Annotated in this window: 25 protein-coding genes and 1 tRNA gene; 6 read left to right on the top strand and 20 right to left on the bottom strand. The window is 43.1% G+C overall.

Annotated features, from left to right (window positions below):
• The first annotated feature begins 7 nt into the window (after nucleotides 1–7).
• The gene (locus tag HMPREF1254_RS12140; RefSeq protein ID WP_023057379.1) at nucleotides 8–181 is read left to right on the top strand and encodes a hypothetical protein; all 174 of its coding nucleotides are present in this window, start codon (nucleotides 8–10) and stop codon (nucleotides 179–181) included.
• A gap of 78 nt (nucleotides 182–259) precedes the next feature.
• Here the strand turns inward: HMPREF1254_RS12140 and HMPREF1254_RS04195 are convergent, their stop codons facing one another.
• The 3 genes from HMPREF1254_RS04195 to HMPREF1254_RS04185 all read right to left on the bottom strand — a co-directional run bounded on the left by HMPREF1254_RS04195 (nucleotide 260) and on the right by HMPREF1254_RS04185 (nucleotide 2,079).
• Nucleotides 260–895 (bottom strand): hypothetical protein, encoded by a 636-nt coding sequence (locus tag HMPREF1254_RS04195; RefSeq protein WP_023057386.1) that lies wholly within the window; start codon nucleotides 893–895, stop codon nucleotides 260–262.
• Nucleotides 896–1,016: 121 nt separating this feature from the next.
• The gene (locus HMPREF1254_RS04190; RefSeq protein ID WP_036890986.1) at nucleotides 1,017–1,523 is read right to left on the bottom strand and encodes a hypothetical protein; all 507 of its coding nucleotides are present in this window, start codon (nucleotides 1,521–1,523) and stop codon (nucleotides 1,017–1,019) included.
• Nucleotides 1,524–1,743: 220 nt separating this feature from the next.
• Nucleotides 1,744–2,079 (bottom strand): hypothetical protein, encoded by a 336-nt coding sequence (locus HMPREF1254_RS04185; RefSeq protein ID WP_051331276.1) that lies wholly within the window; start codon nucleotides 2,077–2,079, stop codon nucleotides 1,744–1,746.
• A gap of 637 nt (nucleotides 2,080–2,716) precedes the next feature.
• Between HMPREF1254_RS04185 and HMPREF1254_RS04180 the strand changes: the two genes are divergently transcribed.
• The 4 genes from HMPREF1254_RS04180 to HMPREF1254_RS04165 are packed head-to-tail and all read left to right on the top strand — an operon-like array spanning nucleotide 2,717 to nucleotide 5,940.
• Nucleotides 2,717–3,289 carry a recombinase family protein gene (locus HMPREF1254_RS04180; protein ID WP_036890981.1) on the top strand — a complete coding sequence of 191 codons (573 nt, stop codon included), beginning with the start codon at nucleotides 2,717–2,719 and terminating at the stop codon, nucleotides 3,287–3,289.
• A gap of 3 nt (nucleotides 3,290–3,292) precedes the next feature.
• Complete coding sequence (locus tag HMPREF1254_RS04175; RefSeq protein ID WP_023057460.1) at nucleotides 3,293–4,756, top strand: Eco57I restriction-modification methylase domain-containing protein; 1,464 nt, start codon at nucleotides 3,293–3,295, stop codon at nucleotides 4,754–4,756.
• A complete protein-coding gene (locus HMPREF1254_RS04170) occupies nucleotides 4,744–5,676 on the top strand; it encodes a BsuBI/PstI family type II restriction endonuclease (RefSeq protein ID WP_023057461.1) in 933 nt (310 codons plus the stop codon). Before HMPREF1254_RS04175 ends, HMPREF1254_RS04170 begins: the two co-directional genes overlap by 13 nt.
• A 3-nt stretch (nucleotides 5,677–5,679) precedes the next feature.
• Nucleotides 5,680–5,940 carry a hypothetical protein gene (locus HMPREF1254_RS04165; protein ID WP_036890980.1) on the top strand — a complete coding sequence of 87 codons (261 nt, stop codon included), beginning with the start codon at nucleotides 5,680–5,682 and terminating at the stop codon, nucleotides 5,938–5,940.
• A gap of 45 nt (nucleotides 5,941–5,985) precedes the next feature.
• On the opposite strand, the gene HMPREF1254_RS04160 is transcribed toward HMPREF1254_RS04165, so the two are convergent.
• The 10 genes from HMPREF1254_RS04160 to HMPREF1254_RS04105 all read right to left on the bottom strand — a co-directional run bounded on the left by HMPREF1254_RS04160 (nucleotide 5,986) and on the right by HMPREF1254_RS04105 (nucleotide 12,250).
• Nucleotides 5,986–6,303, bottom strand: coding sequence for a hypothetical protein (locus tag HMPREF1254_RS04160; protein WP_023057465.1), 318 nt, complete (start codon nucleotides 6,301–6,303; stop codon nucleotides 5,986–5,988).
• Nucleotides 6,304–6,359: 56 nt separating this feature from the next.
• The gene (locus HMPREF1254_RS11665) at nucleotides 6,360–6,536 is read right to left on the bottom strand and encodes a hypothetical protein (RefSeq protein ID WP_231385797.1); all 177 of its coding nucleotides are present in this window, start codon (nucleotides 6,534–6,536) and stop codon (nucleotides 6,360–6,362) included.
• Nucleotides 6,537–6,584: 48 nt separating this feature from the next.
• Nucleotides 6,585–7,160 (bottom strand): hypothetical protein, encoded by a 576-nt coding sequence (locus HMPREF1254_RS04155; RefSeq protein ID WP_023057446.1) that lies wholly within the window; start codon nucleotides 7,158–7,160, stop codon nucleotides 6,585–6,587.
• Nucleotides 7,161–7,209: 49 nt separating this feature from the next.
• Entirely contained in the window at nucleotides 7,210–7,359 is a 150-nt protein-coding gene (locus tag HMPREF1254_RS04150; RefSeq protein WP_196806286.1) for a hypothetical protein, read from the bottom strand.
• Between the two features lie 96 nt (nucleotides 7,360–7,455).
• Nucleotides 7,456–7,935, bottom strand: a complete 480-nt coding sequence (locus HMPREF1254_RS04145; protein WP_023057452.1) for a hypothetical protein — start codon at nucleotides 7,933–7,935, stop codon at nucleotides 7,456–7,458.
• A gap of 805 nt (nucleotides 7,936–8,740) precedes the next feature.
• Complete coding sequence (locus HMPREF1254_RS04140; protein WP_023057458.1) at nucleotides 8,741–8,977, bottom strand: hypothetical protein; 237 nt, start codon at nucleotides 8,975–8,977, stop codon at nucleotides 8,741–8,743.
• A gap of 49 nt (nucleotides 8,978–9,026) precedes the next feature.
• Nucleotides 9,027–9,749, bottom strand: a complete 723-nt coding sequence (locus HMPREF1254_RS04135) for an SH3 beta-barrel fold-containing protein (protein ID WP_023057399.1) — start codon at nucleotides 9,747–9,749, stop codon at nucleotides 9,027–9,029.
• Nucleotides 9,750–10,621: 872 nt separating this feature from the next.
• Nucleotides 10,622–11,164 (bottom strand): hypothetical protein, encoded by a 543-nt coding sequence (locus tag HMPREF1254_RS04120; protein WP_036891010.1) that lies wholly within the window; start codon nucleotides 11,162–11,164, stop codon nucleotides 10,622–10,624.
• 396 nt (nucleotides 11,165–11,560) lie between these two features.
• The gene (locus HMPREF1254_RS04110; RefSeq protein ID WP_023057380.1) at nucleotides 11,561–11,878 is read right to left on the bottom strand and encodes a hypothetical protein; all 318 of its coding nucleotides are present in this window, start codon (nucleotides 11,876–11,878) and stop codon (nucleotides 11,561–11,563) included.
• 24 nt (nucleotides 11,879–11,902) lie between these two features.
• Nucleotides 11,903–12,250, bottom strand: coding sequence for a hypothetical protein (locus tag HMPREF1254_RS04105; protein ID WP_023057402.1), 348 nt, complete (start codon nucleotides 12,248–12,250; stop codon nucleotides 11,903–11,905).
• A 378-nt stretch (nucleotides 12,251–12,628) separates the two neighbouring features.
• Here HMPREF1254_RS04105 and HMPREF1254_RS12265 point away from each other — a divergent pair, with 378 nt between their 5' ends.
• A complete protein-coding gene (locus tag HMPREF1254_RS12265; RefSeq protein WP_036890975.1) occupies nucleotides 12,629–12,859 on the top strand; it encodes a hypothetical protein in 231 nt (76 codons plus the stop codon).
• A 287-nt stretch (nucleotides 12,860–13,146) separates the two neighbouring features.
• On the opposite strand, the gene HMPREF1254_RS04095 is transcribed toward HMPREF1254_RS12265, so the two are convergent.
• From HMPREF1254_RS04095 to HMPREF1254_RS04065, 7 genes are all read right to left on the bottom strand, one after another.
• Nucleotides 13,147–13,231 (bottom strand) — tRNA-Ser (locus HMPREF1254_RS04095).
• Between the two features lie 284 nt (nucleotides 13,232–13,515).
• The gene (locus tag HMPREF1254_RS04090) at nucleotides 13,516–14,214 is read right to left on the bottom strand and encodes an HmuY family protein (RefSeq protein ID WP_023057459.1); all 699 of its coding nucleotides are present in this window, start codon (nucleotides 14,212–14,214) and stop codon (nucleotides 13,516–13,518) included.
• Nucleotides 14,211–16,583, bottom strand: a complete 2,373-nt coding sequence (locus HMPREF1254_RS04085; RefSeq protein ID WP_023057441.1) for a TonB-dependent receptor plug domain-containing protein — start codon at nucleotides 16,581–16,583, stop codon at nucleotides 14,211–14,213. Before HMPREF1254_RS04085 ends, HMPREF1254_RS04090 begins: the two co-directional genes overlap by 4 nt.
• A gap of 31 nt (nucleotides 16,584–16,614) precedes the next feature.
• A complete protein-coding gene (locus tag HMPREF1254_RS04080; protein WP_023057453.1) occupies nucleotides 16,615–17,259 on the bottom strand; it encodes a DUF4903 family protein in 645 nt (214 codons plus the stop codon).
• 99 nt (nucleotides 17,260–17,358) lie between these two features.
• A complete protein-coding gene (locus HMPREF1254_RS04075; RefSeq protein WP_196806285.1) occupies nucleotides 17,359–17,994 on the bottom strand; it encodes a DUF4903 family protein in 636 nt (211 codons plus the stop codon).
• 304 nt (nucleotides 17,995–18,298) lie between these two features.
• The gene (greA, locus tag HMPREF1254_RS04070; RefSeq protein ID WP_023057401.1) at nucleotides 18,299–18,760 is read right to left on the bottom strand and encodes a transcription elongation factor GreA; all 462 of its coding nucleotides are present in this window, start codon (nucleotides 18,758–18,760) and stop codon (nucleotides 18,299–18,301) included.
• Between the two features lie 174 nt (nucleotides 18,761–18,934).
• Nucleotides 18,935–19,912: an ROK family protein gene (locus HMPREF1254_RS04065; protein ID WP_023057432.1), complete on the bottom strand. Its 978-nt coding sequence runs from the start codon at nucleotides 19,910–19,912 to the stop codon at nucleotides 18,935–18,937.
• Nucleotides 19,913–19,937 lie beyond the last annotated feature (25 nt).

The following is a 19,937-nucleotide window of genomic DNA, read 5'->3' as shown; positions in this document are numbered from 1 at the left end:
ACATAAGATGAAAAAGAAATATATATCACCTGAAATTACTATTTTTGAAGTGGGTGAACCCATATTGGCAGCTGCTTCTCCAGGTAAAGATCCAAAAATGAACATAGATGTTGATGACTGGGAAGATGAAGAAATCGGACCAAATGGTGCTAAGTACTTTGACTTTCCTATGAATAAATAGAAGTTAGGTAACCATACTATAAATATAGGGGCATAGTATCAATAATCTATGTCCCTATATTTTTCTTCAAAATATTAACTAATTATCAACTACAACATTAAAATGGATATCGTCGTCATTTTCATTGTGAAGTCCGTCCCCTTCATGTCTTTTATCAGCAAAAGATTTGTCGCTGTAGAAAATTATCCATGCTTTTGGTTCTTTTAAGTTGATTGTATAAGTTACTTCACGTACCAATTTATCTTTGATAAAAGCTTTAATATTTACATTTATATCGCCGCTTTCCTCTTTTCTGTAGTTTGGCTTTGTAACAGTTTGGCTAAAATCTTCATAGTACCCAAAGCAGGCAATATCTGCATACGTATAGTATGTTCTACTAATCAATTTTTGTTTTTGATCCAATACTGTAGAAGGCAAATAGATTTTATTCAATGTAGGCAGTTCATTACCTTGCATTACCCAATTTAATCCAGTATAAAAGTCTTCTTTGTTATCAACAAACACACTATGCCGAGATAGTTTATGGGCATCAATGGCATAAACATAACTTTTAGAACTAAACATGGTTGTATCGCCTGTGTAAGTTACAATCAGTTTGGCTGTCACTGGCTTAGTTGTTTCTTTCGTGTCATTCAAGTCTTCTTTCTCGCAAGCGGTTAAGCAGAATACAGCTACACAAAGAATAAATAAGTGAAATAAATTTAGTCTTTTCATATGGCAGATTTTTTTGTGTGAAACAATTTTGTTTAATGTTTTATCAATTTTGTGTGTAAAGATACATATAATAATTTTAAAAATATTGTTTTTATCAGGAAATTACTATTATGTTCAATTTTTATGTAAACGAAACTTTCATACACTGCTTTGAAAGCAATATCAATTCGTTGTTTTGTCTGTTGCCACTTTCGTCTAAGGTATCAATAACAACCTTTCCTTGTTGTAACAAGGTCTTGATTTCACCTACGGTTATCTGATGACCATTATACATACGCTGAACTCTGAACTTAATAGATTTTTCTCGTTGGAAAGGCTCACAAACAAAAGATTTGGTACCCACCACAATACGTCCTTGTTGAAGTAGGGCTATTGTATTGTCAAGAACAATCGTATAGTTTTGTATAACCGGAATGGAAGAGAACATTTTTCCAGTATTAGTAGAAAAACCGTCTATTATTATTTCTTCTCCCATTAGTACTTTTTCTATTTCTTCTTTATTAAAATGTCGATTACAAATATAATTTTTTACTTGAAAATTACAGTGTTCACATTGATAGCCATGACTATTACGATAGATGCGACTACCACAATAAGGACAATGAGCTGATAAATATTCTTTATTCATAGTTGTTCAAATAGTTTAATAATGATTGACCATTCTTTGAGTAAAACAGCCACAAAAATGCAGAAACAATAAACAGCAGAAAGAAAGCGCATTTCATCAAGTCGGATAACTGATTCGCAACAATTAAGTTTATACTGTTTACAACGAAACAAGTTAATAACATAAAATCTTTCATTGGAAGTTATTTTGTAGAGGGATGGTTAGTCCCTCCGTTTCCTTGTTAGTCTGTTACCTCGTAGAAGTATTGCAACTCCTTACCGTGCAGATTCTCCTGCGCCCACTCATCAGCTTTGCGCCAAAGCTTGTCGTACACCCTTGCGATGGTGTCGTTCTTCTCATACCACTGCCAAATCTTGTGGTTGAGCACCATCACAAGCTCGGTGAGGTAGATGTGGTCGGTGTGCCACTCCTTGAAAGCACGATTGAAAGTATCAACGATAGCCTCGATACCAAACTTGTCTGCAATCGAAAAGTCCATCCAAAAGGTGGTCTTCGGTTCATAGCCAATCATCGACATCGCTGTATCGACACTGGCAGGAATTTGAATTGTTACCATGTTTTAAGTTTTAATGATGTGATACTTTTCCCTTTAGTTTTCCACTGCTTGCCAGTGGGAGCTGACCGGGATTGAATTTTATGTGCATGGTAATAGTGGGGACGCAATGGATGCGCAAGGAATTTTCAGGGAATTTTGGATGGATACCCAATTTTGATAGAAATTGTGGAGGGTTTGTCCAAAATTCCCTGAAAATAGCTTCTGCGGTACTTTCGCAGGAATGGAGGCCACACTACCTTTGCACAATAAAATCAATACTGGCAGCTACCTGGTAAGAAGTAGGCAACGCTTACTGAATAAATAACTCCGCAGGAGTAATGGAGGGATTGGGATAAGAACAAAACTTACGATAGTGTGTTTTGCATGGGCTAAATGAAGTCTGTGCCATTGGCTCAGACGAAATGGAGAAAAGACTTTAGGGAAAAGGCAAAGATACCAGGGCTGTGTAGGTTGGCAGTGCGTTGAATACCGCCAACTGATTTGGGACTTACTCGCAGATCGGAAATCAAGGTCGGACACAGTACGAAAAAGATAAAAGTTAATCGAACTCTAAAATTAGATGCAGAAATACCGCTTTAGAGTTGTTTTTGTGTTCGATTTGCATTATCTTTGCAAACAAATAATAATCGAACACTATATGGCGAATATAGGTTATGCAAGGGTATCAAGTAGAGAGCAGCATCTTGATATGCAGCTCACAGCTTTGAGGGATAAGGGATGCCAGACTATCTTCCAAGAGAAGGTGTCGGGCATCAGACAACGCCCAGAGCTTGAAAAGTGCCTTTCCTTTCTTAGGGAAGGCGATACGCTTGTGGTTTATAAGTTTGACCGATTGGGGCGGTCGCTCAAAAACCTGCTGGAGATTTTCGACTCCCTCCACAATCGAGGCATCACCCTCATATCGATCAAAGACGGCATAGACGGCAATTCCAACACAGGCAAACTCATGATGACCTTGATGGCAGCATTGGCCGAGTTTGAACGGTCGGTGATTGCCGAAAGATGTTCGGCTGGGCGAAAAGAGGCCCAACTTAAAGGAAAGAGATTGGGAAGAGCACCAGGCATCAATCAGAATAAGATTGATGCTGTTGTGGGTCTTTATAAACAGGGCATGGGAATCGAACCGATTATGCAGCAGCTTGGGATTAAGTCAAAATCCACCGTTTACAGGTATTTGAATATCAGGAAAATTAAGTTGGACAGGAAATGACATATGGTAGCATTAAGTGAAACTATAAATAGGACTTCGTCTTTTGTCTGTGGAAATTCCAAAGCAGACAGAAAGAAGTACGGTCAGTTCTTTACACCAGGTACAACGGCAAAGTTCATGGCTTCTATGTTTGATATAGACATGGATAGGCGCAGCTTGAAAGTTCTTGATGCTGGTGCTGGAAGTGGAATCTTATCAGTAGCTCTTATAAGCAGAATGCGTGAGAGCGGATATAATGGGAACATCCATTTAGTGTGCTATGAAAATGATGTAAAGGTACTCGGACTACTCGAAGAAAACCTTGCCTCTATCAAAGACGCTAACTTTTCTTTTGAAATTCGTCAGGAGAACTATATCACATCACAGCCTTTTGGAAATAAGGCTTCCATTTTTGCACAGGCTAATATGGATGAATATGATTTGATAATAGGTAATCCACCATATAAGAAAATATCAAAAGATGCTCCAGAAGCGAAGCATATGCCAGAGGTCTGTTATGGTGCCCCCAATCTCTACTTCCTCTTTTGGGCAATGGGAATATATAATCTTAAAGAAGGTGGAGAACTGGTTTATATTATTCCGAGATCTTGGACTTCGGGAGCATATTTTGAGAAGTTTAGGAAATATTTGCTGGCACATGGAATAATTACCCGAATACATCTTTTTGGGAGTAGAGACAAGGTGTTTGACGGTGATTCCGTTCTGCAGGAAACCATAATCGTAAAGATAAAGAAAGAACAGACCTTCCCTAAAAAGATAAGGATGTCTTTCTCCCAAACTTCTAATTTTTCTGATATAAGATTTTTCGATGTAGACTATAATACTATCGTAGCGCCCAATGGGTACATCTATTTGGTGACAAACCAAAAAGAAATAGAGGTGCTATCAACATTGGGAAAGTTGTCTGAAACCCTTGTTTCAGATGATTTACGCATGAAGACTGGCATTATAGTAGACTTTCGTACCAGAGAAGTTCTAAGAAGCAAAGGTGAGAAAGGGGCATATCCTTTGTTCTACGCTCAACACATTAAAGACGGTAGAATAAAGTGGCCAACAGGCAAAGAAGACGAATATATCTGTACAGATAAGAGTGGGTATTTGCAAGAGAATGCAAACTATTTGTTCATTAAAAGGTTCACATCAAAAGAGGAAAAAAGACGTTTGCAATGTGGTATATATCTCCGATCGGATTACCCAGAGTATAAATACATAAGTACACAGAACAAGATCAATTATATAAAATGCAATAGTATGGAGGAAGTTTTTGGGTTGTATGTCCTCCTGAACTCAACCATATATGATCAATACTACAGAATCCTTAATGGTTCCACACAGGTCAATTCAACAGAAATAAACAAGATGCCTGTTCCATCGAAAGACACAATATGTTTGATGGGTAGAGAACTTATAGGAAAAGATTATAGTGAACTAACGTGTAATAGAATATTATCAAGATGGATAAGATAGAAGCCATTAAGAAACTATTGGCAGACTTAGACATGCCTGTAGCGCAACAATCTGACCTATGCGCCTTAACTATATTGGCCATGGGAGGAATAAAAGAGGAAGATAATTTTAGTGATGCAACGAATGAATGGATTAGAATACATGATGTAATTGCTTTTATCAATGCCTATTACAATGTATCCTATGCCGAAAATTCGAGAGAAACTTTCCGCAAACAGGCAATGCATCACTTTAGAAATGCTGCCCTCATCGAGGATAATGGTAAGGCTACGAATAGTCCAAATTACAGATACCGCTTGACCAATGAGTTTTTGGCGGTACTCCGAGAGGTAACAGAACTTGATTGTGGCGTCGGTGAAGAAGGTGCTGCTTTGACATCATTTTTAAAAAGGCACCAAAGCCTCACTGAAATTTATGCTTCAAAAAAGGTCATGCAAAAAATGCCAGTAAAGATAAATAACCAAGACTTCACCTTTAGTCCTGGTTCACACAACAGATTACAAAAAGCCATTATTGAAGAATTTGCTCCACGATTCGCCCCTGGGTCAGAATGTCTTTATGTAGGTGATACTATAAAGAAAGACATGATCAAGAACGAGTCAAAACTCAAAGACTTAGGTTTCGAGATTACACTACACGATAAGATGCCTGACGTAGTTCTATACCGTGAAGATAAAGATTGGATTTACTTCATTGAGGCTGTAGATTCGGTTGGTCCCATGGATCCAGAGCGTATCAAGGATATAAGCAAGATGACAGAAAAGGTAAAATCAGGAAAGATTTTTGTTACAGCATTTCTGAATTTCAGCAAGTTTAAAAAGTTTTCTGAACAATTAGCTTGGGAGACAGAGGTTTGGATCGCTGATATGCCTGACCACATGATACATCTGAACGGTGATAAGTTTTTAGGACCTCGATAAGAATTGAAAGAAAGAATTCCACATTATGTATCAAATGTTGATTTTGCTGTTGCTATCAACATTCAGGACTCCCAATCGAAAACTGGAGGTGCAAATATAGAAGTATTTTCAGTACTGAATATAGGTGGGAAAGGAGAAAAAGGTATAATAAACACATCAATAAATAGGATTAAGTTTACTCTTCCCTTGGCACTTCCAACAGAACCAGAAGACAAACATTTTACAACAAGGCTTACTCCTCCAAAGAGACCCGAATTTAAATAAAGACATATAGCCAGTCAAATTCCCATGACTGGCTACTGTACTTCTTTAATCGTCCTCGTCGGGTAGGGCTTCAAGGATGATGGCTATGTCGTCGGGCTGGAGTTCAGTCCAACCAACTTCATAATATTCTCTGTCCTCGTCGGGCATGATCAAAATACCGCTATGCTCGGTTATAGGGTACTTTACTGCCATAACTTTTGCTTCAACTTGACCTTCCATACCACCAATGGCTGCCTCGACATAAGGGTAATCGGCGAACCAATGGTATTCCTGATCGAGACGGTTTCGCATATTCTCATTGAGTGAGCGTACTACTTCCTGTAATCCGCTGGTAGGCTGTTGTAAAATATCTTTCTGTTTCATTTTTGTCTTTTTTGTGGAGGGGTGGTTAGCCCCTCCGTTACCTATATAGAATTACTTTAATAGCGTCTAAGCGATACAGACCACCCTTCCAACAAGAGATCCTTATGTATGACTTTTTGTCTATCAAAGTCTGCTTGTGCAGCATCCTCATTATTAATATAAACCTGTTGATAATTAACACCTGTCTCTGATGATACAACTGTTACAACCTGTATTGATATTGGTATATTCATGATTTTATCTATTGTGGAGGGGGTGGTTATCCCCCTCCATTACCTTTGTTATGCAACTACCTTATACTCGTGAACGTAGATGTAAGCATCGTAGTCTTCCTGTTCTTCATTCCACTTATCAAGTTCTTCCTTGCTCACGTTCTCTCTACCCAACAGTTCTGCTACATAGCTCATAGCATCTTTTTTCTCTGTGAAGTACTCGTGAGCATAATTGTTATTGACCGCAGATTCCACATAGAACCTATCAGCAAAATACTTACCCTCGGCATCGTTGGTGGTGTATATCTCACATCCCGGCTCCTCCACACTGAAATAGATAGTCAGGTTAGGCATAAGCTCTCCCAAAACCTCGTAGAAATCCGTTGCACCCCATGCCTCTTCTGCGTCGATGCGAAGTACATCCCCATCATATTCATAATACTGGATGAAACCACGAAGATATTTCTTCATCTGCTCGTCGGTAGCTCCCAACATCTTTACGATGTTACCTTCCCAACCGTCGCTTGCCGTTTCTGCCACTGGCTGTTTGCGACCGCTCATAAAGTCGTCGATGACTTGATAAACCTTGCTTACCTCTGCCTTGCTACCCTCGATAACGTAGCTTGTACTTGCCCAATTTGCCATAATTCTAAAAGTTTTGATTGTTATGATATGTCTATTATCACGCTTTCCCTTAGTCTGTAAAAGCATTGAGACGCTGCGCCTCAAACTCCCACTCATATCCTCGGTTGTTACATTGTGTCTGCAAGATGCACCTTATCGCCTTGGCATCGTCCTCGGTCATCCCCCGATGCGCTATCAGTTGTGCGATAATGTCCTCCATATCCTCACCGATATAGACAAGCTCCCTCGATGCGAGGGAGTGCCATTCGTCTGTTCGGTAAACAAGTAAATAACCTTTGTTTCCATCATCGAAATGTTAGAAGTGAAAATCTATGATACCGCCAACATAAATCTTGCTGCCTACCTCCAAATTTTCAATCCAGCGCATCAGCTCCACCGACTCTTCGGCATAGGTCTGGTCGGTCTCTGCGCTCAGATAGAACTGTGATGCGGTGTCGAGTGGGTTCTTTAGCTCCCTTTCGAGCTTGTAGGAATGCCCAACAAATTTCAAAATATTCTCGACATTCAACTCCGATGCAAGGTCTTGAATACGCTCTACCCACTGCTCCTTCCACTCATCGATACCACCTTGATACTCAAAGGTTGTCTCATCTATCTGTCGAAACATACCAAAAGGTAGAATGTAGCCTTTCAGTGTTTCGATAGCACTCTTGCGACCTTCTTCCGAAATTTCTGCACAATAGTCGTAGTCTGTGCCGTCACCCTGATATAGTGTGTCCTCGTTGATAGTCTCCTTAATTGGAGTGTCTGAAATCTGATAAATCCATGCGTGCATAGTCGTAATGTTTTAAGTGATACATTTCCCTTTAGTTTAGCTGCTATTGCAGCATCGCTGACGGGATTTCAAATTTTATGTGCAAATGGTAAGCAAGTCCATAAGGCAGATAAGCCAGGTAATTTTGCGATATTGTTATGGAAATCCCAAATCTCTGATTTGTGGAAGGCTGCCATAAGAATATCACAAAATAGCGCAGCGGTACTTCGGTGTTCTGACGGACTTGCTACCTTTGCTAAGTAAAATTAAATCCAGGCAGTGATTGCAGAAGTGTAAACGATACATATAGGGCTATGATTATGACACCAGGTGTAATTTAGTAGCTATTGCCTGGCAAGGCACCAATATTGGAAGATGTCCTAACCTCTCTCCCGAAGTCCCTTGAAAGACTCTGTTGGCGATCCTGAAAGGTCAGAAACAGTGTCTTACATGGGATAAAAACGGCATAGACCGTTTTAGGGTTTCTGCGTAGCCTGTGTTCTATCAACCTGCCTCCCTCTTAGCCGTTGTCGAAGTGAAGCGGATGCGAAACAGGACTGAGGCGTAGATGGGTGCAGAATGATGGTACACTGGCGGAGCAGCTGAGAAATGAGGTAATACAACATAAGGGAAAATGTATAGACCAAAACTTGCAGCAGCGTGTTTTGAAGGGGGCGGTAATAGCTATTACGCAAAGTAATGGCTTTTGCTAACCAGGGCTAAGTCTTAATGAATAGGGCATAGAAAAAGTATGCTGCGAACTGTGGGAGCAGCACCTGGCGCACAAAATGCCCCTACGACAAAGTAGGGACATCATGCAAGTGGATTATGGACGAAAAGTATTCAAATCTACCATCATTGAGTTGTACACTGCTTTTGTGTAGCCTTCTTCTTTCAACTTGGCGACCTCTCGCCTTGAATATGCCATTGCTTGACTTTTATCCATACCAAACTTACTTTTCATTGGGCGATTAGGGCGCATAGTTTGTACCTCGTAATGCTCTTGATAGATGGGGACGTATGTCTTGCGCTTGATAATTTCTACTCTTGGATAACGTAACATATAAGAAGAAATTTGCGCCCTGATGGTTGGTCAGGGCATTACCTTAGATTTAGAGGGTTGCAAGCCTTTCAGCTGCCTTGCAAATGAGGTCTTTTAGTTGCTCTTTGTTGAGTTCGGGCAAAAGGTCTATGACCGTAAACTTTTCTGTGTCCTCGATAGCTACACCTCGCTTGACAAGGATAGACTTGATGTCTAAACTGCTGAAATCGTTGTATGCCTTACCACTACCAACTTCATTGCTTGGCTCAGCATTTGTGAAAGATGCGTGGTTGCTACTTTCCAACTCGGCAGGTTCTCCAATACCGATGAAAGCATCAATACGAAACTTGCGTTCTTCGCCCTTGTCGGTGTCGAAATAGACAAAGTATCTGCCAGATACATCAATGTTGTCTGAAAGGATGCCATGTGCATATCTGATGGTTCCGTCTGCCTTGCGGTAGGCAAAAGCTGTCTTGCCCTCTTTCTTCATCTTCTCTTTGAGTTTGACTACCAATGCAAGGCAAATGTCGTGATGCTCGTCAATGGTACTTTGACGAAGTTCGCCCACCTCGACAAGGTTCTCAATTATAAATGACCTCCAACCTTTGCAATCTACATCATAGTAGGCAAGTGTATAGCTGCACTGATGATGGGTAGTTGTGCCTTTGATAGTATGTCCGATGCCGTATAAAGTGCCACACGCATGACGTTCTGTGCCGTCTTTCTTACGATACACAAAGGAAACGATACCCATACGAAGTTTCCCAACCAATGTTTCAAATAGTTTTTCCATATCTTGAATATTATTTTAATGATACATTTCCCTTTAGTTTAGCTGCTTTTACAGCATCGCTGACGGGATTTCAAATTTTATGTGCAAATGGTAAGCAAGTCCATAAGGCAGATAAGCCAGGTAATTTTGCGATATTGTTATGGAAAACCCAAATCTTTGATTTGTGGAAGGATGCCATAACAATATAGCAAAATAGCGCAGCGGTACTTCGGCGTTCTGCCGGACTTGCTACCTTTGCTAAGTAAAATTAAATTCCTGCAGTGATTGCAGGAGTGTAAACGACCCACATAGGGTTATGGAAATAACGATTTAAGGGAAAGAAGCTAAGATAGCCTGGCAAGGCAACCAAATAAGATGCTGACACTACCGCTCTCCCAAAGTCCCTTGAAAGACTCTGTTGGCGATCCTGCAAGGTCAGAAGCAGTGTCTTTCATGGGATGAAAACGGCTACGACCGTTTTAAGGGTCTTTGCGTAGCCTGTGTTCCATTAAGCAGTCTGCCATCTTCGCCGCTGTCGCAGTGGATCGAAAGAGGAACAGGACAAAGGCGAAGATGACTGCAGCGTGATGGAACTCTGGCGGAGCAGGCATGAGGAGCAAGCCGAAAGGGAAAGAAGTTGTAACAAAAACTTGCGTTAGCGTTTTTTTGCTATGGGTAAAAGAAACGATAGCTTTAGTAATAACTTGCAATTTCAGAAAACAGCGTGGATGATAGGTAGTAGGAATGGAGTGTGCTGCGAACTAAGAGAGCAGCACACGGCAAATGTTGTATATGGAAAGTCAATTTATGTTTTCGGAATGCGAAAAGACATGCTTACACTGCAACTGTTTTTCAAATCGACACCCGTCGAGTAGGCGGGTGTCGATGTTCCTTTAATCTTCGTTATTGTCAATAAGTCCTATCACATAGTGTTTCGTGTCGTAACTATATTGCATTGTTTGTTCTTTGATAGTCTCAACATACACATCACCCTCTGCAATAACGATTTCATCGTCATCGGCTATTACTATCTCATCATATAGCTCTCTTATACCTTTGATATAGTCTTCGATTCTATCAAGACCATCTTCTTCATGTGCCAGCCCATGAATAAAGTCCGCAGCACCTATTTGCTGCAAAAAATCATCCTGGCTCATATTCGATTCAAACTGTTGATAGTTCTCGCCATAGTCGCTTGCAGAACGATCAAACGCATCGTATGCATGATTGTTGTCTCTGTTCCAAAGCTGCCAACCGTCACGCTTTGTGAATATCTCGATGTCAAGATGATATTCTTCGGCAAGATTCTCTGCTTGCTCAAAATTTTCAAATCCAATAATAGCCTTTTTCAAAAACTGTGGATAACCGTTCAAACCAGTAGTCGTGTTGATTACATGTAAACCATTCTCGCTTGCAATTTCATTGATTGATTTCATATTAAAATATTTTTGTGGAGGGGTGGTTAGTCCCTCCATTTCCTTTAGCATTCAACAATTTCAAATTCATGAATGCAGATAAAATTGTCACCTTCCCTGTACATTTTTTTTAGCATGGTCGCCAATTTGATTTTTCTGCACTCGTAGCTATTGTATATTTCTAACAATTTTTGTTCGGCTTCATTTTTTTTTCATAACCTTGTATTTTGAAGTTTATTATTATTCTGGGAAAATTGTTTTAGTTCCTTGTCGGTATAATACTCTTGCTCTGACCTTTTAACTGCGATGGTAAGCTGACTGAGTATCTTCTGTGTTGTTGATAGTCCTTTATCCATTATCATATCTTTGAAGATTTGTGTCCCGATGGTTGGTCGTGGCATTACCTTTATGTTAGCGTTATGCAATTTTTTCTATCTCGTCGATGCAGTTCACCTCGGTCTGCTTAAAATAGAAATGAGTGTCGAGCGAGCCGTTGACCCAACAATCAAACATTTCACGCTCGCAACCTTTGTTCTCAAACTCGTCCACCACTTTGAGCCAAAGTATTTCCATCAAACAATTTCGTACACTGGTAAGGTCGTAACCTGCTACCTCGATAGCCTCGTTCAAGTCCTCATCCGTCCAATCATAGCCAAAGTTGGAACGGAAGTTATCAAGTTTGTAATCGTTCTTGAAGAATCCTAACGATGTGAGTACCATTTCTTGGTTTGTCATATTTATAGCCATAATGATTGAAGATTATATTTCCACTATTTGGTCCACTCTGTCGCACAAGTAAGCCCGAAGACTTGTCTTGTCGGGTGCATAATACTCGCTCCAGTGTCCGTACTGATTGACCACATATTTTTTCAGTACATCGAGGAAGTCAAAACAATATCCCATCAACGGCACTGCTGTACGAAAATAGGTATTGGTATTCACTTTCTCTGCGAGCCAGTTCTTCTCTTCACGGCTCATCTTCTGTCTTCTATTAAGTTTTTCACGCAACATATAAACCTTGCTTGTGCGTAATTTGCTCAATGGTTCAACATCCCACTTAACAAACTTCCATGCTTTTACTTCTGTGTTTTGCTTTATACTTTCCATATCGAATTAGTTTTAATGTGATACTTTTCCCTTTAGTTCTCTGCTTTTAACAGCAGGAGAGCGTCAGGATTTTAATTTTCGAGCAAGAAGGCAAGCAAGGCAAAGAACAGATAAGCAAAGGAATTTGAGGATATTGTTATGGAAAACCCAAATCTTTGATTTGCGGAAGGCTGCCGTAACAATATCCTCAAATAGCGTAGCGATGATTTGCGTTCTGGTCGCCTTGCTAACTTTGCATAGAAAAATGAAAGCTGATGATCGACTGTTGAATAGTTGAAAACTATGCCAACGGCTTATAAAATACAAAATAAAATATAATTGAAATATCGTATATAATAACTATTTTGTAATTTTAGGGTAATAACAACATATAAAAGTATGACAAAGGTAATACATGTTCATCTGATCCAGGGACGAAAGAATTATTATTTTGGATCTATACCTGCTATATATAGCACCCTAACTGCAGACGATATAGGTATTAAACAATGCTCTTTGGAGCGTGTTGGGCTTAGCAAAGGTGGTGTAGTACTCAATAAGAAGGCCATTATAAGGGCTGGAGAATTGATACGTTCGAAAGTTGGAAAAGACAGAGGGGAAAAGGAGTGAGGTATATCCATAATTGAGATAAAAAACAAGAATGATAACTTTTGATATAAAAGGTTCGAATTCACCCTTTGCCAAAATCACGTAAAAAGTTGATAATCAACAAATAGAATAATTCTGAATTATTTTTACAACGATTAAAAAATATTTCGTGTTAAAAAGTGTTCAGACCAAAAGTGGGTCAAAAAGTGGGTCAAAAAGTGGGTCAAAAAGTGGGTCAAGAAATAAACAAGGGGAAATAAAAATTCCCTAAGTTGTTGTAACTTAGGGAATTACGCTTAATGCGGTTGCGGAGAGAGAGGGATTCGAACCCCCGGCACCTCTCAGTGCGACGGTTTTCAAGACCGTTGTAATCGACCACTCTACCATCTCTCCTTGATCATCATCTGTGATGAGGTATCAGCCGAAAAGCGAGTGCAAAGGTAAGGGATTTCATAGAAACAAAAGAATAAAAACAAAAAAGAATGATATAATTAAAATTTGTTAACAATTATTGGGTGGTTGGCGGATTCCATAAGCAAGTGCAGAGGTTTCCTATTTTTAGGCGACCTCCATGTTCTGCTTGCATGGCGCAGCACTGAGAAAAATGGGAAATATCGTTTGTCGCCATCAAGAATGAAACGGCGTACGAGGAGTTAGGATGATCCACGGTTTCTCCCCTACTCTTTTAGCTCGTCCAGGTAATAACTGATGCGGCCGCCAGAATCACCAATCTCTACTTCTGCGTGGTACCAACTCACGATTTGCAATTTGAAATAACGCTTGCCGTCGGCCGTGCGCACGACGTAGGTGTGAAAAGAAGGAGTGTAGACAGGGGGCGGACCCAAAAAGGTAATGGCGTTGGACAAAATGGGGTTGGCGCTCGTGTGTGTGGTGGCCGGTCCGCTGTTGGGATCGAACCAAGGATATTCGTCGATGTCGAGATTGTGGGTGACGCAATGGTGTATCCAGTCTTTCTTCGAGTAGGTGACAGACACGGTGGAATCGTCTACCGCCCATGTCAAATTCTTGGGCAGCTGACTTACCGTCATCCACTTGTCGTACACACCATAGCCCAAGTCGGCCGCTCCTCCTTTTCCGATTCCAGACGTTCCGCTGTTGGTGCGCAGACGATGTCCGCAGAAAGCCAAGTCCCAGTCGGTACGGTGGTACTGTTCGCCCTCGCTGATATCCTGGTTGGGCGCGGTGCGGTTGAACACCTGTCCTGTACGCAGGTTGAAGTACATCCAATCGTTGGTGACGCCTGTGTTGTAACCGGTGATGCGGGGCAGCGTATGTCCCGTGAACTCCTCGGCATCGTACCGCACGCATGAACCGAAGAGGGTGAGCGTGAGAAGAAGGACTATGTATTTTTTCATCGTTTTCGTTTCAGAGATTTTACGAGCTGGTCAACCAAGAACTCCACCTGCACATAGCCGCGTGCGCCACAGGTTCCGGGTACGTTGAACAAGGTGACACCCGAGCCCAAGGTAGTGGGCTTGTAGTTGAAGAGGTTGTCGATGCCCAGGGTTACTTTGGCCTGGTTCCAGAACGTTTGCACCACCGACAGGTTGCAGATGACGTAGGCGGGAAGCGTGCAGCGGAAATAAGCATCGTAACTTTTTTGTTGGCTGCCCACCCAAATGCGGTCTTGCACGTCGAAGCGTTTCTCTCCCATGAAAGAAGCGCTGAAGATGGCTTTCAAACGATAGTCGGGCTTGTTCAGCGTGTAGTCTAAGCTGCCTGTCGCCGCATGGGGCGAGATAGTGTTGAGCTGCAAACCCTCCAGCTTGCTGACATTGACGTAGCTGTAAGTTCCGTTGAAGGTGAAGCGTTGCGCGAAATTCCATTTCAAGATGGTTTCGAGTCCCACGAACCGCTGGTTGGTGAGATTGGTGTACTCAAAGTTGTACTGCAAGTCGTAGATGCGCCACACCCCCTCTATCTTCTTTCTGAAAAAGTTAGCGTAGGCGTTGACGTTTACAAACACCTTGCCGTCACTATACTCAGTTCCCAAGGCGATATAGTGGTTTTTCTCTGGTTTTAGCTGATCGTTTCCCCGTATCTGGAACATCCCCATGTGGTCCCAATTGAAAAACAACTCCTTGATGCTGGGTGCCCGGTAACCCATGGAGTAGTTGGCCCGCAAGGCCCAATGGTCATCGGGCGAATACTTGGCTGCAATCTTTGGCATCCACATCAGTCCAAAGGTTTTTGAGAAGTTGGTGCGCACGCCCGTTGACAGCATCCATTGACTGTTCACCTGCCATTCGTCTTGCACGAAATATTCGGTTTCGTGCAAGGCGCGCGTTGTCATGCGTCGGTTCACAAAACGGTCGCTGGTGAGGTTGTCGGTGACATGCTCCACACCCAAAATCAAATCATGGTTGGGAAAGTAGTTGCTGGTGATGCTGAACCGTGGCTCGAAGATGGTGCTTCGATACACCTTCTTTCGCAAGTCCATGCGCTCGTGTCGCTTGAACCGATCGTAGAAGTCGCCGTGCAGACTTAGATGAATGCTGAACCAATTCTTGACATCGTAGCGCAACTTCAGTCCGGCCATGTAGTCACGGCTTTGCGAGAAGTTCATGTCCTGCAACAAGTCATACGAGTTCATGAAAAAAGCCGACCCATAGAGCTGCAGCGACAAGTGCTTGGACGGTTCGTAATACAGCTTCTGCGACACGGACAGATGTTCTGTTCCACTTATTCCCAGCGGCGGACGGTCGGCTGATGAAACAAGCGTGGTGTCGCGTGGCAAAAAGGGATTGGCCTCCTTCGTGTAGGTCTTGCTGTCGTGTTTGGCTTGGTACAGGTAAAAAGCATCCGACGAGCTGTACCACACGTCGGTTTGCGTTGTCCACGCCCCTTGTTTTGCTCCAGCCGAGAGCCACGCTTGCAGATTGGGCCGGTCGGCGTTTTTCTCGAACATGTATGGGAAGTCGGCCGGCGTGGGATTCTTGTAGTTGCGTTGGTTCATCTGTCCCCAGCGCATGCCGGCTCTTACATCCAGCGGTCTGTCTACTTTCTTGGAGATGAGATTGATGACCGCACCCGACGCCCTACTGCCATAAAGGGTGCTGCTGGCTCCCTTCACGATTTCAATGCGGTCGATGGCGTGCAGATTGAAGCGTTCGTAGTCCAGATTGCCCGCCATCTCGCCGGTCATCCGTTCTCCATCCTGCAAGAACAGCACATGGCGGGCATCCAGTCCCTGCATGGATATTTCGTTTCCAAAGCCCACTTTCTGAATGTTCAGTCCCGGTGTTTCCTGCTGCAAGACGTGCTGCAGGTCGCTGTATCCCGCATCGACGAGTTGTTTTCCTCCCAGGACTTGTGTAGTCACGGGCGACAACTTGATGGGACGTTCGGTGCGCGAACCCGTCACCACCACGTCGTGCAGATGCAAGACATCCTCATGCAGAATGACGTTCACCACCGTATCATGGGGTTGTATGTCGCCCTTTTTGGGAACATAGCCAATAGCCGATACTTGATAATAAAGTGTTTTAGGTGTTTCGTTACGAATGTAGGCGTTGCCCAGGCGGTCGGTCACGATATGGTTGGCGCCGGCCATGGCTCTATTGTCAGCCACGGTGACATGAGCCGCTTCCATGGGCTGCCTTGTTCCCTCTTGGTGTACGGTTATGCGAAGGGTGCGTTGAGCTTTAACCGAAGTACAACAGAAAAAGACTAAAAGCAGCGACAGGATAAAGAGTTTGGTGTTGAATTTGTTTTTTCTAATCATCTTTCAGGTTTGCCGTTGGGCAGACCATGAGCTACAGCTCACCCTTCTGCTTTTTATAAGCCGCCAGATCGGCTTCATATTGTTTCACTTCCTCATCGTATCTATCAATGCGATGTTTGTCCACTTTCTGCAAGAAACAATCGGAGTGCACGTTCATCATGTTGTAGTTGATGTCCATGTTGATTTCGTGGGTCAGCACGTTGTAATATCCCTGGATGGTGGCTCCCTGCTTTTTACCCACCGGTTTTCCCTGCCTATCGGCGGTTCTCGACAGACCGTCCGTGCCATAAATCTTGACCCATCCGCTGCCTTTGTATTCTTTTTGCTCCCACGAGTTGAGTGTGTACAGTCGGGCTTTTGACTGAAAGTTGACGATGAACGGCATGTTGCCAACATGAAAATCGAGCAGCCGAATCTCCATCTCGTCGCCCTGCCAAGTGAAATTGAATTTCGTGGGGCACCCTGTCTCCAGCCGCGTTAAGTCCACGTCATGCCCCATGAACGTTCTCGTAGACAACACCACATTGCCTGTGAGAACCTCTTTGGCCTGCGCTATATATTCGCCATTCACCGGAGTTAACTGTAAATCGTCATCTCCATGGCAGGAAGACAGAATCAGTGCCAAAAGACTGAGGAGAATACTGAGTGGGGCATGTTTTTGTATGAAAGGGTTCATTGTCAATATTGCTTTATGGTTGGACTATCAAAACAATGGGAGTTGGCCGAAGTTAGTATACACATCTCCCGCCAACTCCCATTTCTACACGAGGATTAATTATTTCCCACCGTGTTGTTTTTCCTTCTCCTTGGCCTCATTGAATTTTTTCTCGAATTCTTTCATCTCAGCATCATAGTTCTTCAGCCTGTTCTTGTCAACCACCTGACGATCACACTTGGCGATGATAGGCATGGTTGGGCCCAAGTTAAAATCAATGGTGAATTCAATCTCGCGTGACTTGGCATTGTAATATCCCTTCACCGTAGCGCCACTGTCCTTTCTGTAATCGCCTATTTCTGTTCCCGGCATGGCAAAACAGCCGTCGGTTCCACTAATCTTCATCCAGCCATCGCCCTTCGGTGCGTCTTTGTCATCGGCCGTTACATCTTCGAGCTTTGTGCGACAGCCAAAGTTGATGGGAAATGGCATCGACCCAAATCTAAAGTTGACTATTTTGACGATAAGTACTTCCTTGTCCCATGCCAACTTGTATTTCACCGGACATCCTTCGGGCAAGCGAGTGAGGTTAAAGTCGTTCATGAAAGCTGTCGTAGAGAGTACCGCCTCGCCATTGAGGTGAGCTTTGGCCAACTCGATATTAGACACTTTGGCTTCTTCTTCCTCCTTGTCGCACGATGACAATCCTAGAACGGCAAAAGCCATTAAACAAACGGCTGCGAAAACATTTCTCATTTTCATAACGTATTAAATACTGGTGGATCCTATAAATTAGCTCGGTCTGACACATGCCTCTTCTTCTCTAAAGAACACAAGCAGAACAAAACGTAACCCACATCATTTTTAATTGAATTTGAATAATTCAGGGGTGGTAATTTATAGAACCCACCTTGGTTTGTTAGTAAATGTTTTTTTGATTCGCCGGCAAAGGTAGAGAGATTTTTAAAACTACACTATCCTCATTTGTATGGAAAATAAAGTAGAACTTTAGTTGGAAAATAAAGTAGAAATTTAATTAAAAATAAAGCAGGAAACCGCCTCACGCCAACCCTTCTATCTTCAGCCGGATGGTGCCGGCAGGAACGTTCACGCTCACCTCGTCGCCCACCCGCTTGCCAAGCAAAGCCTGGGCGATGGGCGACTTGATAGATATCTTCCCCTCGCGCATATTAGCTTCATGCGGACTCACGATGGTGTAGGTCATCTTGGCTTGATTGCCAAGATTGAGCATCTCTACCCTACTCAGCAAGCCCACTTTCCCTTTGTCAAGTCGGGAGGTGTCCACCACGCGGGCAAACTCCAACACCTTCTGTTTGAACCTAATCTTACTCAACAATTTACCCTGTTCGCGTTTGGCAGCATGATATTCAAAGTTCTCGCTCAGGTCACCTTTGTCACGCGCTTCAGCGATGGCGTCACGCACACGCGGCAGTTCAACGCCTTCCAACTCTCTCAGTTCGGCTACCAACTTATCGTAGCCCTCTTGCGACATATATTCCATCTATATATATTCTTTTGGTTTTAATCATCCTACATAACCACATCTCCTCTCGCAGGGGATTCACGGAGAGGACGTGGGGGTTGGAAGATTTGGCTTCATGGAAAAAGCCAAGATGAAACGATTCACCTTGGCCTCTTACTTCATGCACCTTTCATGCTGCTGTGGCAGCGATGCTTATATCTCCCAACCAATGGCACTGGCTCCCAACACAGCGGCCGATGAACCATCAAGCCCACTAATCAAGAACTTGGCCTTGTCTTTAAATATCTTTAGTACACACTTGTCGTAGCTTTCCTTTAAAGGCTTCATCAGCAGATCGCCAGCCTTGGTCAAGCCACCGAAGAAGATAAATGCCTCGGGAGAAGAGAAAGCGGCAAAGTTGGCACAAGCCTCACCGAGCATTTCGCCCGTCATTTGATAAACATGCTGCGACAGCTTGTCACCCTTACCTGCAGCAATGCTCACATCCAGTGACGTGATTTCTTCCGGAATCATCTCGCGCAAGAGAGAGGGTTCTTCGGTAGTTTCGAGCAATTCGCGGGCCGTGCGGGCAACACCGGTGGCAGAGCAATAAGCCTCCAAACAACCGAAGCGACCGCAACCACACGAACGTCCGTTCTCACGACGCACAACGACGTGTCCCAACTCGCCAGCGAATCCATCGCTGCCATACACCAACTGGCCATTCACAACGATGCCCGAGCCGACACCTGTACCGAGGGTGATGACGATGAAATTCTTCATACCGCGTGCTACGCCATAGGTCATCTCACCGATAGCTGCCGCATTGGCATCGTTGGTGAGTGCCACGGGAATGCCCAACTTATCGGAGAACAGCTTGGCCAAAGGCACAATGCCATTGTGTCCCCAGCTAAGGTTGGGTGCAAACTCGATGGTTCCGTTGTAGAAGTTACCGTTGGGTGCACCAATACCCATACCTTTGATATTGTCGATGCCGCCCACTTGGTCGATAATCAACTGCAAAGCCTCTATGGAAGCGTCTACATAGTCGTCTACATTTTCGTATCCTTGTGTCTTGATGGATGTGGTGGCCTTGATGTCACCACGGCTGTCAACGATGCCGAAGACAGAGTTGGTTCCACCTAAGTCTAAACCGATTACATACGGTTTCAATTTAGAAACTGCTTTCATGTGATGTTTTTGTTTTTATTTTAAG

The organism is Prevotella sp. BV3P1 (assembly GCF_000479005.1).
Lineage (GTDB): Bacteria > Bacteroidota > Bacteroidia > Bacteroidales > Bacteroidaceae > Prevotella.
This window is presented reverse-complemented; position numbering and strand designations above follow the sequence as displayed.